The sequence below is a fragment of the Bordetella genomosp. 11 genome (assembly GCF_002261215.1).
Classification (GTDB): domain Bacteria; phylum Pseudomonadota; class Gammaproteobacteria; order Burkholderiales; family Burkholderiaceae_B; genus Bordetella_C.
On sequence record NZ_NEVS01000001.1, the window covers coordinates 372,453 to 387,721 of the forward strand.

At 68.3% G+C, this 15,269-nt stretch carries 12 protein-coding genes; 7 read left to right on the forward strand and 5 right to left on the reverse strand.

Going from position 1 to position 15,269, the window contains the following annotated elements:
* Window positions 1-159: 159 nt before the first annotated feature.
* Window positions 160-1,122: a helix-turn-helix domain-containing protein gene (locus CAL28_RS01700; protein WP_094839689.1), complete on the forward strand. Its 963-nt coding sequence runs from the start codon at window positions 160-162 to the stop codon at window positions 1,120-1,122.
* Between the two features lie 6 nt (window positions 1,123-1,128).
* On the opposite strand, the gene CAL28_RS01705 is transcribed toward CAL28_RS01700, so the two are convergent.
* A complete protein-coding gene (locus CAL28_RS01705) occupies window positions 1,129-3,420 on the reverse strand; it encodes an NEL-type E3 ubiquitin ligase domain-containing protein (RefSeq protein WP_141218121.1) in 2,292 nt (763 codons plus the stop codon).
* 289 nt (window positions 3,421-3,709) lie between these two features.
* Between CAL28_RS01705 and CAL28_RS01710 the strand changes: the two genes are divergently transcribed.
* Together CAL28_RS01710 and CAL28_RS01715 are read left to right on the forward strand one after the other, a co-directional pair.
* Window positions 3,710-4,585, forward strand: a complete 876-nt coding sequence (locus CAL28_RS01710; RefSeq protein WP_094840565.1) for an endonuclease/exonuclease/phosphatase family protein — start codon at window positions 3,710-3,712, stop codon at window positions 4,583-4,585.
* A 1-nt stretch (window position 4,586) separates the two neighbouring features.
* Entirely contained in the window at window positions 4,587-7,058 is a 2,472-nt protein-coding gene (locus CAL28_RS01715; protein ID WP_094839691.1) for a penicillin acylase family protein, read from the forward strand.
* A 99-nt stretch (window positions 7,059-7,157) separates the two neighbouring features.
* Here the strand turns inward: CAL28_RS01715 and CAL28_RS01720 are convergent, their stop codons facing one another.
* The 3 genes from CAL28_RS01720 to CAL28_RS01730 are packed head-to-tail and all read right to left on the reverse strand — an operon-like array spanning window position 7,158 to window position 8,867.
* Window positions 7,158-7,490 carry an FxLYD domain-containing protein gene (locus CAL28_RS01720; protein WP_094839692.1) on the reverse strand — a complete coding sequence of 111 codons (333 nt, stop codon included), beginning with the start codon at window positions 7,488-7,490 and terminating at the stop codon, window positions 7,158-7,160.
* A gap of 37 nt (window positions 7,491-7,527) precedes the next feature.
* A complete protein-coding gene (locus CAL28_RS01725) occupies window positions 7,528-8,184 on the reverse strand; it encodes a 3-oxoacid CoA-transferase subunit B (RefSeq protein WP_094839693.1) in 657 nt (218 codons plus the stop codon).
* Entirely contained in the window at window positions 8,181-8,867 is a 687-nt protein-coding gene (locus CAL28_RS01730; protein WP_094839694.1) for a 3-oxoacid CoA-transferase subunit A, read from the reverse strand. The genes CAL28_RS01725 and CAL28_RS01730 overlap by 4 nt, the downstream gene beginning before the upstream one ends.
* 163 nt (window positions 8,868-9,030) lie before the next feature.
* On the opposite strand from CAL28_RS01730, the gene CAL28_RS01735 reads away from it, so the two are divergent.
* A complete protein-coding gene (locus CAL28_RS01735) occupies window positions 9,031-9,744 on the forward strand; it encodes a GntR family transcriptional regulator (protein ID WP_094839695.1) in 714 nt (237 codons plus the stop codon).
* Here CAL28_RS01735 and CAL28_RS01740 read toward each other — a convergent pair.
* Window positions 9,736-11,142 carry an MmgE/PrpD family protein gene (locus CAL28_RS01740; RefSeq protein ID WP_094839696.1) on the reverse strand — a complete coding sequence of 469 codons (1,407 nt, stop codon included), beginning with the start codon at window positions 11,140-11,142 and terminating at the stop codon, window positions 9,736-9,738. The genes CAL28_RS01735 and CAL28_RS01740 overlap by 9 nt on opposite strands.
* 169 nt (window positions 11,143-11,311) lie before the next feature.
* Between CAL28_RS01740 and CAL28_RS01745 the strand changes: the two genes are divergently transcribed.
* The 3 genes from CAL28_RS01745 to tcuA are packed head-to-tail and all read left to right on the forward strand — an operon-like array spanning window position 11,312 to window position 15,243.
* A complete protein-coding gene (locus CAL28_RS01745; RefSeq protein WP_176463834.1) occupies window positions 11,312-12,307 on the forward strand; it encodes a Bug family tripartite tricarboxylate transporter substrate binding protein in 996 nt (331 codons plus the stop codon).
* Entirely contained in the window at window positions 12,304-13,734 is a 1,431-nt protein-coding gene (locus tag CAL28_RS01750) for an MmgE/PrpD family protein (RefSeq protein WP_094839698.1), read from the forward strand. Before CAL28_RS01745 ends, CAL28_RS01750 begins: the two co-directional genes overlap by 4 nt.
* A gap of 9 nt (window positions 13,735-13,743) precedes the next feature.
* Window positions 13,744-15,243: an FAD-dependent tricarballylate dehydrogenase TcuA gene (gene tcuA / locus CAL28_RS01755; RefSeq protein WP_217906520.1), complete on the forward strand. Its 1,500-nt coding sequence runs from the start codon at window positions 13,744-13,746 to the stop codon at window positions 15,241-15,243.
* Window positions 15,244-15,269 lie beyond the last annotated feature (26 nt).

A 15,269-nucleotide genomic window follows, 5' to 3' on the forward strand; every position in this document is an offset into this window, starting at 1 on the left:
CCCGCCGCGCGTTTCGCGCTTAGGTACCGCATTCGCCGGTTCTTCCCCCATGGCAGCGGAATTCTCAGCCATCCGCACTAAAAGGTTCGCCGGTTTACGGTCAATTTTCGATAGAATTGGGCCAATGCCTAAGCCCGTCCCCAATCGCATCGCCGAGTCATGCAAGCGCCCGTCATCGCAGTAATCGCCTTCGACCGGATCAGCGCCTTTCACCTATCGGTGCCCTGCGCGGTATTCGGGACGTATGGCGGTGTGCCGGGCGCGCCCAGGTTTTCCCTGAAAGTGTGCTCGGCCGAAGGGGCATCCCTGGCTACCACCACGTCCGGCTTTTCGGTCCTGACCACGCCGTCCCTGGATATCACCCGTACGGCGGACGTGGTCGTGGTGCCCAGCTGGCGCGACCCGCGCGAGACGCCCCCCGCCGCGCTGGTCGATGCGGTCGCCGCCGCCAGCGCCCGGGGCGCGCGGATAGTGGGACTGTGCCTGGGGGCCTATGTGCTGGCGGCCGCCGGCATCCTGGACGGCCGCCGCGCCACCACGCATTTCGCCTGGGCCGATCATTTCGCCAGCCAGTACCCTCGCATCAAGGTCGAGCCTTCGGTGCTGTATGTCGATGACGGTACCGTCACGACATCCGCCGGCACGGCGGCAGGCATCGATTGCTGCCTGCACATCGTGCGCTCGCTCTACGGCGCGAAGGTGGCGGATTTCGCCGCCCGGCGCCTGGTGGTGCCGCCGCACCGCCATGGCGCGCAGGCGCAGTTGCCGCCCCAGCCGTTTTCCACCGAAGGCGCGGGCTTTCGCCTGGCCGAGCTGCTGGACTGGCTGCGTGGAACCATCGTCGAAAAACACACGGCCGACACCCTGGCGGAACGCCTGGCCATGAGCCGCCGCACCTTCAATCGCCGCTTTCTGTCCCTGACGGGCTGCAGCCTGAGCGAATGGCTGCTCGCCGAACGGCTGCGGCTGGCGCAAAAGCTGCTGGAAACCACCGACCTTCCGCTGGAAGTCATCGCCACGCGCGCGGGCCTGGGCAGCGGATCGTCGCTGCGCCAGCACTTTTCCCGCAATTTCCAGATAGCGCCGTCGGCATACCGTCGCCAGTTCAAGCGGCAGGCGTGATGCCGTTCAGGGGATCTCCTGCCGCAGCCGCTTGAACCAGCGCGGCTGTTTGGCTTCCTGGATGGTTTCCTCCAGTTTCAGGCCGTGCATGTTCAGGAAGTCACGCGCCGTGGCCACTTGGATCAGCCGCTGGATGGTGTCGTTGACCGCCCGGCAAACCTGCGGCAGCGTGTATTGCATCACCGCCCGCAATTCGTCGAGGTCTTCATCGACGGCGCCGGATGGCGGGGCGTCGATCGTTTTGCGTTGCAGCGCGGCCGTGGCCAGGCGCTTGTCGATCGTGCGCAGGTGTTCATGGACCAGGCGTTCGAACCGCGTCCAGAACATTCGCGGCCCCACCCTGAAGACATCCATGCCCGACTGGCGCGGCGCGGCGAACAACTGCCCGTCGGTTTTCATCAGGCGATCGAGCGCGCCATAGAAACGTCCGCGATCGTTGACGATGTGCTCGCGCCACTGGCCCGCTCGCTCGGTAAGCCGGGGCGCGACACGGCGGATAACCGATTGCAATGGTGCCCATACGGCCAGGAACTCCAGGTAGCCCTTGTTCCTGGCCTCCGCGATCCGCGCCCTGGCAGCCCGGGCGTCGGCGTCGGTCACCAGGGACAGGTTTACGAATTGCATCCCGAACTGCATGTCCGGCAGGTGCACCGACCCTTGCAGGCGCGTATGCAGATGCAGCCACTGCTCGACTTCTTCGAACTCCATGTGGCGTTCCCGCGCGCGTCTTTGCAGTTCCGGCCTGAGGTCGGCGAAAAACTGCGTCAGGGTGTGCACATTCAGCATGTCTTCGGCGTGGTGCATCAGTTCGGCCGGTTTTCGGTCATAGGCGCCAGCCGCCACGTCCGCATTCAGGGACGCGATGTGCAGGTTGTTCAGCGTGTACAGGATCTGATCGTTGCAGGAAGCGGCGCCTTCGCGGGCGATGCTCAGGCATTCGTCGCGGAATTGGTCGTTACCGGGCTGGCACATCTTCGCGAGCAGCGCCGCGAAGCGTTGGTGGAACACCGGATCCGGTCGCCGGCTCCAGGCAGCGTGCAGGCGGTCGATCAAGGCGCTTAACGCGGCCGCGCCATTCGGGTCTGCCCCCTGGGCCCGCCGCCATGCGTCGCCGGCACGGGCCGGCGCCTGCGGGATGTCGCCCGACAAGGACGGGGCAAACCACTTGGCGGCTGCTTTTTCAAGCGCGTCCTTGGGATACAGCCGCGCCATGACATCGTTGGACCAGCCCGCGCGCTCCATTTCCTCTACCGGGACCATGCCGACCAGGGTTTCCGGGAATTCGGTAACGAAGCGGTTGGCCGCCCGGAAGGACTCGACATAGTCCGCGTCGACTTCTTCCAGTTCCACGGCCGGCGGTAGTCCGGCACGCAGGCCCGCGTTGTCGCAGACCGTCCGGTCCAGGGTGAGATGGCGCAGTCCCGGGCTGTAGTCGTCGGGCGGGACGGCGATGGGATTGCCCGCCAGGTCCAGCCGGTCCAGGGTGGGCGGCAGACGGTTGCCGGGCGGAAACGCCGTCAGCGCGTTGTCGGCCAATATCAGCCAGGTCAGCCCGGGCAGCTCCCGCAGCGGCGGGCATTCGCGCAGGTCCAGGGAATTCAGCTGCAGCGGCTGCTCCGGCTTGTTCGCGTCGTTCCAAAGGTTGACCAGCTCCCACACCGTGGCGCGCTTTTCGCCCGCCTCGGTGGGGGCGCGCAGGTAGGCTTCCATGCTGTATTGCCAGGACGGGATCTCGTCGCCCAACTGTTCGCGGAAGGTCAGGGCGGAATACTCCACGCACCCCAGGCTGGGCGCCAGGCAGGGGCGCCCGGTGTGGTCGGCGAAGAATGTCGCCAGATCGGCGAACAGGTCTACGGCCTGATAGCGCTGCGACAGCTCGTCGGGGAGCAGGTCGTCGAATGGATAGGAAGACGAATCGGTGAAGGGTGCATCCGTGGGCACGGACGGCCATTGCACGCCGAAATGGATGATCCGTTCGTCATCTTCGGACCCGTCGTCGAGCAAGAGCGCGGCGTCCCGATGGCTGTCCAGGTTGACGAAGGCGATCAGCGGCCGTTCGTGGACAGGGATGTCGCAGGAGGAAAGGGCGCGCAGCAGGGAGGCGCCGATGTCCGTGCCGTCGATGATGCGCAGCGCGGCTTCCAATTGCGCGCTGTGGCGGGCGTCGGGCTCGTCGTCCCCCTGGACGGTGAGCAGGCCCCAAAGGTTGTGCAAGCCTGGCTCGTCGCGGCGCGGTGACGGTTCCGCGGCCGGCAGGACGGTGCCGCCGGCGCTGATTCCGCTGAGTGCTGTCGTCATGGCCGCCTTGCCTCCGGACGTTGCCCCAAGGCGGCGCCGGCGCGGGTTCGCGCGCGGCCGTGGCCGGAAAGTTGTCTCATGCTTGGTGTCCTCCCTTCGAGGCGCGTTGAGTGCCGGTCGCCTTCCGGCCTGTTCCCTGCCTGCATGGAACGCGCGTGGCGGAACGGGAACGCGCCGCCGCGGCCGTCGGCCCCGGCTGCGCGGAAGGCGGGTTTTTTCCGCAAAGGATGTACGTGGAATGCACCGAAGCAGGTGGACGGGTAACAGGGCGGCTGGTAAAACAGGGCGGATGCGACTCGTGAACTGGAACATCCAATGGGGCCGCGGCGTGGACGGCAGGGTAGACCTGGGCCGCATCGTCGATGAGGCCCGGCGGCTGGCGGACTTCGACGTCCTCTGTTTGCAGGAGGTCACGCGCGGCTTTCACGGCGATGCGGGTGCTGGCGGCCTGCCGGGCGGTCCGGACGCCGATCAATTCGCCACGCTCTCGGCGCTGCTGCCCGGGTATACCGTGCTCTGCGGGATAGGCGCGGATCTGCCGCCGGTACGGCCAGGCGCGCCGCGCCGGCAGAACGGCAACGCCATCGCGACGCGCTATCCCGTCGGGCCGGTATTCCGGCACAGCCTGCCGTGGCCGTCCGACCCCGCGGTCAAGTCCATGCCGCGCATGGCGCTGGAGGCCGTGCTGCACAGCGACCTCGGACCGCTGCGCGTGACGACCACCCACCTGGAGTTCTATTCGCCATCGCAGCGCCTTGCGCAGGCCGATGCCTTGCGCGATCTGCATGTGGAAGCGTGCGGACACGCGGCGCGGCCCAGTCCGCATGGCGATCCCGACAGTCCCTTCGCCGCAGTGCAGCGCCCGCTTTCCGCGCTGCTCTGCGGCGATTTCAACAGCGCGGTAAGCGACCCGGCGTACCGGCGCATGCTGGATCCGATGCCGGCGGGCGTGCCGTCGTTCGTCGACGCCTGGCTGGTCCGGCACGGCCAGGCCCCGCGCGCGCCGACGGTGGGCGTGCACGACCATGTGCAATGGCCGCAGGGGCCATTCGCCTGCGACTTCGTCTTCGTCACGCCGGACCTCGCCGCCAGGGTGGTCCGTTGCGACGTCGATGCGCAAAGCGCGGCGTCGGATCACCAGCCCATCGTCCTGGAATTCCGCTGATATGGGGCCGCCGCGCCTGGACGCGACGCGCCGGTGGGGGCGGGTCCTGGGATGGTTCTGCGCCGCCGTGCTGATCCTGGCGGCCGCCGTGGGGGCGACGGCTTGGTGGGCAATGCGGGCCAGCCTGCCGCGGCTGGATGGCGACGTCGCCGGCACGGGGCTGTCCGTGCCCGCCACCATCGAGCGCGATGCGCGGGGCAGTGTGACCGTGACGGCGGCCAATCGCCTGGACCTCGCCTACGCCACGGGTTACGCGCATGGCCAGGATCGGTACTTCCAAATGGACTTGCTGCGGCGGGTCGCCGCCGGCGAGGTCGCCGCGCTGGTCGGCGCGGACGCCATTCCCCTGGACCGGCGCAATCGCATGCATCGCTTCCGCGCCCGCGCGCAGGCTGCCTATGCCGCATTGCCGCCCGGTCAGCGCGAGTTGCTGCAGCGTTATGCCGACGGCGTGAACGCGGCGCAGGCGGCGCTGCCGGTATGGCCGTTCGAGTATGGCGTGCTGGGCGTGCGGCCGCAGCCCTGGCTGCCGGAGGACACCCTGCTGGTGGTGGACGCCATGTATCTGGATCTGCAGTCCGCCGAATTGAACCGTGTGCTGTCACGCGGGTTTTTGCGGGATGCGGTGGCGCCCGACATGCTGGCATTCCTGACACCGCGAGCGAGCGCGATGGACGCGCCCCTGGATGGGGTCGCGGTCGGCACGCCCCCATTGCGCGTGCCGCGCGGACGGCCCGCGTGGCTGGATGGTCCCGCTCGCGCGCGTTCCGGCGCGGCGCCCGCAGAGGAGCACGCCGCTCGCGCGGGCGGTCCGCTGCTGGCGGGCATCGTGCCGGACGAGGCCGCGGTGGGCGATGCCGAGGTGGGCAGCAACGCTTTCGCCGTGGCCGGATCGCATGGCGTGGACGGCGCCGCGCGGGTGGCGAACGATATGCATCTGGGGCTGCGGCTGCCCAACATCTGGTACCGGCTGACGCTGGTGTTGCAGGGGCCGCAGCCGCGCCGCGTCAGCGGCCTCAGCCTGCCCGGCGCGCCGGTGGTGGTGGCGGGCAGCAACGGCGACGTGGCCTGGGGTTTTACCAACAGCTATGGCCACTACATCGACCTCATACACCTTCAGCGCGATCCCGCGGACCCGCGCCGCTATCGCGGCCCCGGGGGCGAATGGGAAACGGCCGTCGAGCACGAGGAATGGATACAGGTGAAGGGCGGGGCGCCCGTACGCCGTACCGTCCTGGAGACCCGCTGGGGACCGGAGCTGGCGATCGGCGACGATGCCTACGCCGTCGAGTGGGTCGCCTACCGCCCGGACGCCGCCGACCTGGGCCTGATGGGCATGGAAACCGCGCGCGATGTGGGCGAGGCGCTGCGCGTCGCGCAGAACGCCGGGGTGCCGACCCAGAACATCCTGGTTGCCGACCGCGGCGGTCATATCGGCTGGACGCTTGCCGGTCCGTTGCCGCTGGCCACGCGCGACCCGGAAGGCTACCCCGTGGAGGCCGCGAAGGCGGCCGCGCCCGCCGGGCGCTTGCCGCCGGAACAGTATCCGCGCATCGTCGACCCGCCCTCGGGCCGTTTGTGGACCGCCAATAGCACCCAGTTGGGGGACGCCGCGCGCCAGCGCCTGATCGGCGATGGCGGCGCGGACGTCGGCCTGCGTGGCGGGCAGATCCGCGAGGGCCTGTTCGCGCGCGACACTTACGACGAGGCGGCCTTGCTGGCGATCCAGCTGGACGACCGGGGGCTGTGGCTGGAATTCTGGCGCCGGATTGCGCTGGACGCGCTGGATGCGAACGCGCTGGCGCGGGACCCGGACCGTGCAGCCTTCCGCCGCATCCTGCTGCAATGGAACGGCCGCGCCGATATCGACCAGGCGGGATACACGCTGCTGCGCGATTTCCGCGAAACGCTTTACGGTGCCTGGTTCTCGGGGCTGGACGAGCGTTTGTCGGCGCGCGCGCCGGAATTCGCGCCGGCGATTTCGGTGGGCCGTGCCTCGTCGCGGCTGGAGGCCGTCATGCGGGCGCTGGCCGGGGCGAAAGCGTGGATCCCGGCGCCTTATGCCGATTGGCGGGCCTTTATGCTGGCAACCATCGACGAGACGATCAAGCGCAACCGGCCGCGCGGCGCGCCGCTGGAGCAGGCGCGCTGGGGCGAGCGCAACAGGCTGGAAATCGGGCATCCGTTCGCCGGCTTGCTGCCTGCGTCCCTGCGGTCGTGGTTCTCCGCGCCCGAGCAGGCCGTGCCGGGCGATACCAATATGCCGCGCGTGCAGCGGCCGTCCTTCGGCGCGTCGGAACGCTTCGTGGTGGCGCCCGGCCGGGAGGCGCAAGGGGTATTGGAGATGCCCGGCGGCGCTTCGGGCCACCCGATGTCGCCGTTCTTCCTCGCGGGGCACGAGGATTGGGTAGAGGGGGCCGCGTCGCCCTTCATGGCCGGGGCCGCCGCGCACACGCTGACGTTGCGGCCTTGATGGCGCAGAACGCCGCGATGCCGAAGGCGCTGGGCATTACGCCCAGCCCGGATCGCGTGGCATGCGGACGCCCGTTCGCGGGCGCGCCGCGCCGGCGGTTTATTCCGCCTTGACTTCGTAGGCAGTGAAGCGGGCGAACGGCAACGTGGTCGTGGCGTTGACGTTCCAGCTTTGCTTGTCCGGCAGATTGAAGGTCTGGGCCGAGGTGGTGCCGATGACATTGCCCTGGCTGTCCTGCAGCTGGAACAGCACCGAAACGCGATTCAGCGTCTTGCCCGTGTCGTTGTGCACCGTGGCGCGGATGTAGGTGGTGCCCTTTCCGGTGTCCTTGACCGCCGCCAGGTTGTCTATCGTGACGCCCTGGGGCAGCGATTGCGCCGCGGCGTTCAGGGCGGCCGCGGCGAGGATGGCGATGGCAAGCAGGCGTTTCATGGTTGTTTTCCCGCGATAAGGCGTCGCCGCCAGGATATCAGCGGGCGACCGGTAATTCGAATCGTAGCGGAAGTCCGGTGATGCGTTCGAGCGCTGCCGGGTCGACATCGCCGAACAGATCCGTCACGTACACGCCGTCCGCGCGGATATCGAAGACCGCGACATCCGTATAGACGCGCGATACGCAGCGCACCCCCGTCAGCGGATAGGTGCACCGCGGCACCAGCTTGCTCTGGCCTTCGCGCGTGGTCAGCTCCATCATGACGAACACCTGCTTCGCGCCGCTGGCCAGGTCCATGGCGCCGCCCACCGCCGGGATGGCGTCCGCGCCCCCGGTGTGCCAGTTCGCCAGGTCGCCCTCGACCGATACCTGGAACGCACCCAGCACGCAGATATCCAGATGTCCGCCGCGCATCATGGCGAACGAATCGGCGTGGTGGAAGAAGGAAGTGCCGGGGACTTGCGTCACCGGCTGCTTGCCGGCATTGATCAGGTCGTAGTCCTCCTGGCCCTTGGCGGGCGCGGGGCCCATGCCCAGCATGCCGTTTTCCGTGTGCAGCACGATCTCGCGGTCGGCCGGCAGGTGATTTCCCACCAGCGTCGGCAGGCCGATGCCCAGGTTCACGTAGGCGCCCTCCGGAATGTCCCGGGCGACGCGGGCGGCCATCTGGTCGCGGGTCAGTTTGGCGCTCATGCTTGCTCCTTGGCGGCGGCCGCGTCGATGCGCACCACGCGCTTGACGAAGATGCCCGGGGTCACGATCGCTTCCGGATCCAGTTCCCCCAGTTCGACGATTTCGCGCACCTGGGCCACGGCAACCTTGGCCGCGCTGGCCATGATGGGACCGAAGTTGCGCGCAGTCTTGCGATACATCAGGTTGCCCCAGCGGTCGGCGCGGTCGGCCTTGATCAAGGCGTAGTCGGCGTGCAGCGGCAGCTCGAAGACATAATTCTTGCCGTTCAGCTCGCGCGTTTCCTTGCCCTGCGCCAGGGGCGTGCCGTACGCGGTGGGCGTGTAGAACCCGCCGATGCCGGCGCCGGCGGCGCGGATGCGTTCGGCCAGCGTGCCCTGGGGAACCAGTTCCAGTTCGATTTTGCCGGCGCGATACAGGCCGTCGAAGATCTGCGAGTCCACCTGGCGCGGAAACGAGCAGATGATTTTGCGCACGCGGCCGGCGCCCAGCAGCGCGGCCAGCCCGGTGGTGCCGTTGCCGGCGTTGTTGTTGACGATCACCAGGTCTTTCGCGCCTTGCTCCAGCAGGGCATCGATGAGTTCGACCGGCTGGCCGGCCGGCCCGAAGCCGCCGATCAGGATGGTGGCGCCATCCGGGACATCGGCCAGCGCCTGGGCTGCGCTTTCTACGAGTTTGGAAATCATCGGCGGTCCGAAAACATGGGGAGGTTCTACAATCCCGGATGCTTTCACGGCACGCCGGCCACCGTCAAGGCAAGCTGTCCTCAGCGTGAACACTTTCGTCTGGGGGCGGTTGACGGCCCCGATCTCGTTTCGAACGCCTGCCTGCCGCCGCGGGAAATGACCTATGACAAGAAAACCCTACGACTCCAATCTGCTGCTGGGCGACGTTGCCTACGAGTCGGTACGTGAAGCGATCCTGGCCAACGACCTGAAGCCGGGCGACCGGGTATCCGAGTACAAAGTCGCGGAATGGCTGGGCATCAGCCGCACGCCGGCCCGCGAAGGCCTGCGCCGCCTGGAAAACGAAGGGCTGCTGACCCAGCATCCCCGTCGCGGCCTGGTGGTGGCGTCGATCGACGACGAGGCGGTGCAGGAGCTCTACGCCGTGCGCGAACTGCTGGAAGGCGCGGCGGCGGCCATGGCATGCAAGCGGGCCACCGATGCGGAGATCGCCACGCTCAGGCATTTGGTCGAGCACGAATCCGCGATACGCGATAAGCCGGAACAGATGTACGAGCACAATCGCACCTTCCACGACGTGATCTACCGGGCCGCGCATAACCAGTTCCTGCTGAAGTTCCTGCTGATCACGGCCGACACGCTGTCGGCCTATCGGAATGTCTCCACGCTGGTGATCGAAGCGCGGCGCGAGCAGGTCATCGACGAACATCGCGAGCTGTACGAAGCCATCGCGGCGCACGACGAAGCGGCGGCGCGGGCGGTGGCCGCGCGCCATGTGCAGAACGCCTTGCGTGCCCGCACGCAGGTCCAGCACACGAAACTGGTGGACAGGGCGCCCCGGCGCGGCTTGCTGGGCGGGACGAAGGAATCAGGCTGACGGCAGCGGAAAAGCCGTCTGCGAGGACAGTCGCATCAGCCTGTCGTACCAGTCGGCGGCGCTCGCATTGCCCAGCGCTTCTTCCGTCAACAGCAGGAAGCGCCGCCGCAGTTCGGCGCCGGACATCGGCGTTTGCGGCATGCCCTGATAGTCGCGCGCCGTGGTTGCGAAGCGGCGTCCGTCGCGCAACGCCAGCGCGATGTTCGCGCTCCATGCCGAGGGCAGATCCGGCGCGGCCGACAGCCCGATTCGTTTACACAGATCCGCGATGGCCGGATCGCGCAGCGCGGTTTCGTCGAACGCGCGCGGGTCCTCTGGATCGCGGTAGAGCGACAGGGCAACGCAAAAGGGCACGCTGTATTGCGCGGTCATGACGTCGCCGGGACGGCGGATGTCGTGGTGGCTGACGGCTTTTTCGGACATGCCCAGCGCCAGCGTCGCCACGTCGTCGCCGGTAAAGCCTTGCGCGGCCATCAGCTCGCGCAAGGTCTGCATGGCCGCCTGCGGCGTGACATGGCAGGCATAGCGCTTCATGCAGATGCGCAGCGTCTCCCATTCGCTGCCCAGGCCGGCGGTCAGGCGGCCTGGGTCGGCCTCGCGGCAATAGGTATCCAGGAATCCGAAGCGGCCTTCCAGAATGGTCTCGGGGCCGCTGTAGCCGTCGGCTGCCAGGCGCGCGGCCAGGATGCCGGCCTCGCAGGCGCGCCCCATGTGCAGCCGCTTGACCATTGCGCCCTCGCGCGATTTTGTGAAGGCCAGCAGACCCGCCGATAAGGACCCCGCGATGCCGAGCGCCCGCGCAATGCCGGCCGCGTCCAGGTCCCACAGCACGCCGGCGACGACGGCCGCGCCATAGGGGCCGGTCAGGCCGGGCGCATGAAAGCCCAGCTTTTCGCTGCTGTGGCGCGACGCGGCGCCGATGCGGAATAGCACTTCGCAGCCGGCGACGAAGGCGGTCAGCGCGCGCCGGCCATCCGCGCCTGTTTCCTGGCACACGGCCGCCAGCACGGGCACCAGGGTCGCCCCCGGGTGCACGCCGGCGCCGGGGTAACGCAGGCTGTCCTGTTCGAAGGCGTGGGCCGCCGCGCCGTTGGCCAGCGCGGCCTGCGGCGCGCCGACGCCGGGACCGGGCGCGCCGAAGATCGTGCACGGACCCGGGCCGCCGTAGCGCCGCGCGTACGCCGCCGTCGTCGCGCTCCACGGGAAGCGCGCGCCATAGACCATGCACGCCAGCGTATCGGCGATGCAGGACGCCGCCCGATCCCGGACATCCGCCGGGATGTCGTTGAACCGCAGGCCGGCGGCAAAGCCGGCGAGCGCGCCGGAAGCGCTGTCGGAACGCGGCGCGTCGGCCGCTGCGCGCACCGCACGAGGGTCGGGTTCAGGGAGCTTGGACATGCGGCTAGCCTGCCAGGTAAGGGTCTTTCAAAAATAGTATACCGTGGTATTCTAAATGCGCGTGATGGAGGACGGCCGGGATAAAACAGCGTGGCGAAACGCGTGGCTTGTCCGTCCGCGGTGCCGTGGCGCGCCGCCGCGCCATCGAGGAGGAGGTCGGCGAATGGACATGCGGAGACGACGACTCAATACGCTGGGCCTGGCCGTGGCGGGCGCCGCGATCGCGCCGTGCGTGCGCGCGCAGGGCCGGGCGGACGCCGCGAACTATCCTTCGCGGCCCATCCGCATGCTGATTCCCTTTGCCGTGGGCGGCGGCACCGACATCGTCGGGCGTGAAATCGCCCACCAGATGACCCTGGCCTGGCACCAGTCCGTCGTGGTGGAAAACCGTGCCGGCGGCAACAGCACGATCGGCCTGGAGATGGCGGCCAAGTCCGAGCCCGACGGCTACACCCTGACCATGATGACGGCCAGCGCCACCGTCAACGTCACGCTGCAGGGACACAAGCAGCCCTACAACCTGCTGACCGATTTCGCGCCGATATCGCAAATTACCTCCCAGCCCTATGTGCTGGTCGTCAATCCCGACCTGCCGGTACGCAGCGTCAAGGATTTGATCGCGCTGGCCCGCGCGCGCCGCGCCAGGCCGGTGACCTACGGCTCGTCGGGCATCGGCGGGCTTAGCCACCTGTCCGGCGCGCTGTTCTCTTCGCTGGCGGAAATCCCGCTTACGCATGTGCCCTACAAGGGTGGCTCGCCGGCCATGACCGATGTGGCCAGCGGCCAGATCGACATGCTGTTCTCCACCCGTCTGCAAGCGGACGTGCTGATCAAGGCGGGCCGCCTGCGGCCGCTGGCCGTCACGACCGAAAGACGTTCGCCCGCCTCGCCGGACCTGCCCACCATGCAGGAGGCCGGCGTGCCCGGATACAACGTCGCGGGCTGGTATGGCCTGCTGGCGCCCGCGCGGACTCCACGGTCCATCGTGGACAAGCTGAACCGCGAAGTCGTGCGCATCGTGGCGCTGCCCGAAGTGGCCACGCGCATGGCCGCCGACGGATCCGAACCGACCAGCAGTTCGCCGGACGCGTTCCGCGCCCACATCCGCGCGGAAGTCGAACGGTGGCGCGCCCTCATCAAGAAAATGGGAATACCGACCGAATGAGCGATACAGACGAAGCCGACCGTGCCGATGCCGGCGTCCCAGCTCCAGGGCTTGCCCTGGAGCTGGGACGCCGCGTTGCCGCGCTGAGCCACCAGGATCTGCCGGCCGATGCCCTGCACTGGGCGCGCGTCGGCCTGCTCGATACCGTCGGCGTCACGCTGGCGGGCGCCCGTGAAGACGCGCCAAGGCTGGCCGAGCAAGCCCTGGACACGCGGGATGGCCCCGCGCTGGTGCTGGGCACGCGCCGCCGCATCGGCGTGCTGGACGCGGCGCTGGTCAACGGCACGGCCTCGCATGCGCTGGATTTCGACGACTGCAACAACACCATCGGCGGCCATCCCTCCGCGCCCGTGCTATCGGCGCTGCTGCCGCTGGCGCAACAGCTGGACAGCAGCGGCCGGGACTTCATGCTGGCCTATGTGGCCGGCTTCGAGGCCGAATGCAAGCTGGGCCTGGCGGTGAACTTCCATCATTACACCAAGGGCTGGCACCCGACGGCCACGCTGGGTACCTTCGGCGCCGCGGCCGCCTGCGCCAAATTGCTGGGCCTGGACGGCGACGCCACGGCGACCGCGCTGGCGCTGGCCGCCTCGTTCGCCTCCGGCATCAAGGCGAACTTCGGCACGATGACCAAGCCGCTGCATGTCGGTCACTGCGCGCGCAACGGCCTGTACGCGGCGCGCCTGGCGCGCGCGGGTTTCACCGCCAATCGCGCCAGCGTCTTCGAGCACAGGCAGGGATTCCTGGATGTGTTCAACGGCCCTGGGACCTACGATGCGCGGCGCGCGCTGGAGGCCTGGGCGCGCCCGCTGGACATCGTCGAGCCCGGTATCGCCATCAAGCAGTACCCCTGCTGCGGCAGCACCCATCCGGCGCTGGACGCCATGCTGGACCTGGCGCGCCGCCATCGGCCGCGGCCGGATGACGTGGCGCGGGTCGATGCGTGGATCCATTCGCGCCGACTGGCGCATACCAACCGGCCGGATCCGGTCAGCCCGCTGGACGCCAAGTTCAGCCTGCAGTACGTCCTGGCGCGCGCGCTGCTGGATGCCCGCGTGGGCGTGGGCGACTTCGAACCCGGCTCCTACACGCAGCCGGCCGTGCGCGCCTTGCTGGGCCGGATACACGTGGCGGCCTATGACCAGGCGGACTCGCCCATCTTCGCTGAGAACAATCATTTCGGTGGCCGCGTACGCATCACGCTGCGCGACGGCCGGGTGCTGGAATCGCAGGTCGACCAGCCGCTGGGACGGACGTCGGCCAATCCGCTGTCGCCGGCGCTGCTGCGCGCCAAGTTCGCGCTCTGCGCCGCGCGTGTCCTGCGCGAGGACGCCGTGGAGGACATCGCCGACCACATCGAACGCATCGAGACCCTGCCTCGCATGGAGGCGCTGATGGCGCTGATCGCAAGCGCCGCCCTGGACTAAGGACCGGAAGTGGAAGAGCAAATTCATCGTTATGACGTGGTGGTGGTCGGCAAGGGCAACGCGGCGCTGTGCGCGGCGCTGTCCGCCCGCGAACATGGCGCGCGCGTCGCCGTGCTGGAAGCCGCTTCCGAGGACGAGTCCGGCGGCAACAGCCGTTTTGCCGGCGGCGTGATGCGTTTCGCCTACGACTCGGTGGAGGACCTGAAGAAAGTCACCGACCTGACCGACGAAGAGATCGCCACCAGCGACTATTTCACCAACACGACGGACGAGTACTTCGACGACCTGTTTCGCCTGACCAACTTTCGCACCGATCCGCGGTTGTCGGAGATCCTGGTCACGCAAAGCCTGGACGTCATGGTGTGGCTGCGTTCCAAGGGCGCGAAGTTCGTGCCCAACTATGGGCGGCAGTCCTCTCTGGTGAACGGACGGCGCAAGTTCTTCGGCCGCCTGCCGATCGAAGTGTCCGGGGGAGGCGCGGGGCTGGTGCAATTCCTGGACAAGGCGGCCGGGAAAGCCGGCATCGACGTGCACTACAACACGCGCGCCAGGTCGCTGGTCACGGATGGCGACCGCGTCACGGGTGTCAGGGCAACGCGCGACGGGCAGCCCGCGGTATTCGAGGCGAAATCGGTCGTGCTGGCCTGTGGCGGTTTCGAAGGCAATCCGGAAATGCGCGCGCGCTATCTGGGCCCCGGCTGGGAGCTCGCCAAGGTGCGCGGCTCGCGCTTCAACCAGGGCGATGGGCTGCGGATGGCCCTCGAAGCGGGGGCCGCGCCCTATGGCAACTGGTCGGGCTGCCACGCCACCGGCTGGGACCTGAACGCGCCGGAGTTCGGCGACGTCAACGTCGGCGACCAATTCCAGAAGCACAGCTATATCTTCGGCCTGCTGATCAACGCCCACGGCAAGCGCTTCGTGGACGAAGGCCTGGATTTCCACTCCTTCACCTACGCGAAATACGGCGGCGAAGTGCTCAGGCAACCCGGCCAGTTCGCCTGGCAGGTGTTCGATTCCAAGGTCACGAATCTGCTGCGTTCGGAATACCGGATCAAAATGATGACCAAGGCCACGGCCGATACGCTGGAGGAACTGGCGCAGAAACTGGAAGGCGTGGACCCGGCGGCGTTCCTGGAGACCGTGCGCGCCTATAACGCGTCCATCCGCAAGGATGTGTCCTTCGATCCCACCGTCAAGGACGGCCTGCGTACCGAAGGCATCGAGCCGCCCAAGTCCAATTGGGCGCAGGCGCTGGACACCCCGCCATACCATGCCTATGCGACCACCTGCGGCATTACCTTCACCTTCGGCGGCCTGCGCATCGATCCCGAAAGCGGCCAGGTGCTGAACGTGCATCTGCATCCCATGCCGGGGCTGTACTGCGCGGGCGAGATGGTGGGCGGCTTGTTCTATTTCAACTATCCCAGCGGCACGGGGCTGGTGTCGGGCGCGATCTTCGGCCGTATCGCGGGACGCGGGGCGGCGCAGGCGGCGCGAAGGGCCTTTTGACTAGGGCGAGTCGACGCGGTTCTAAT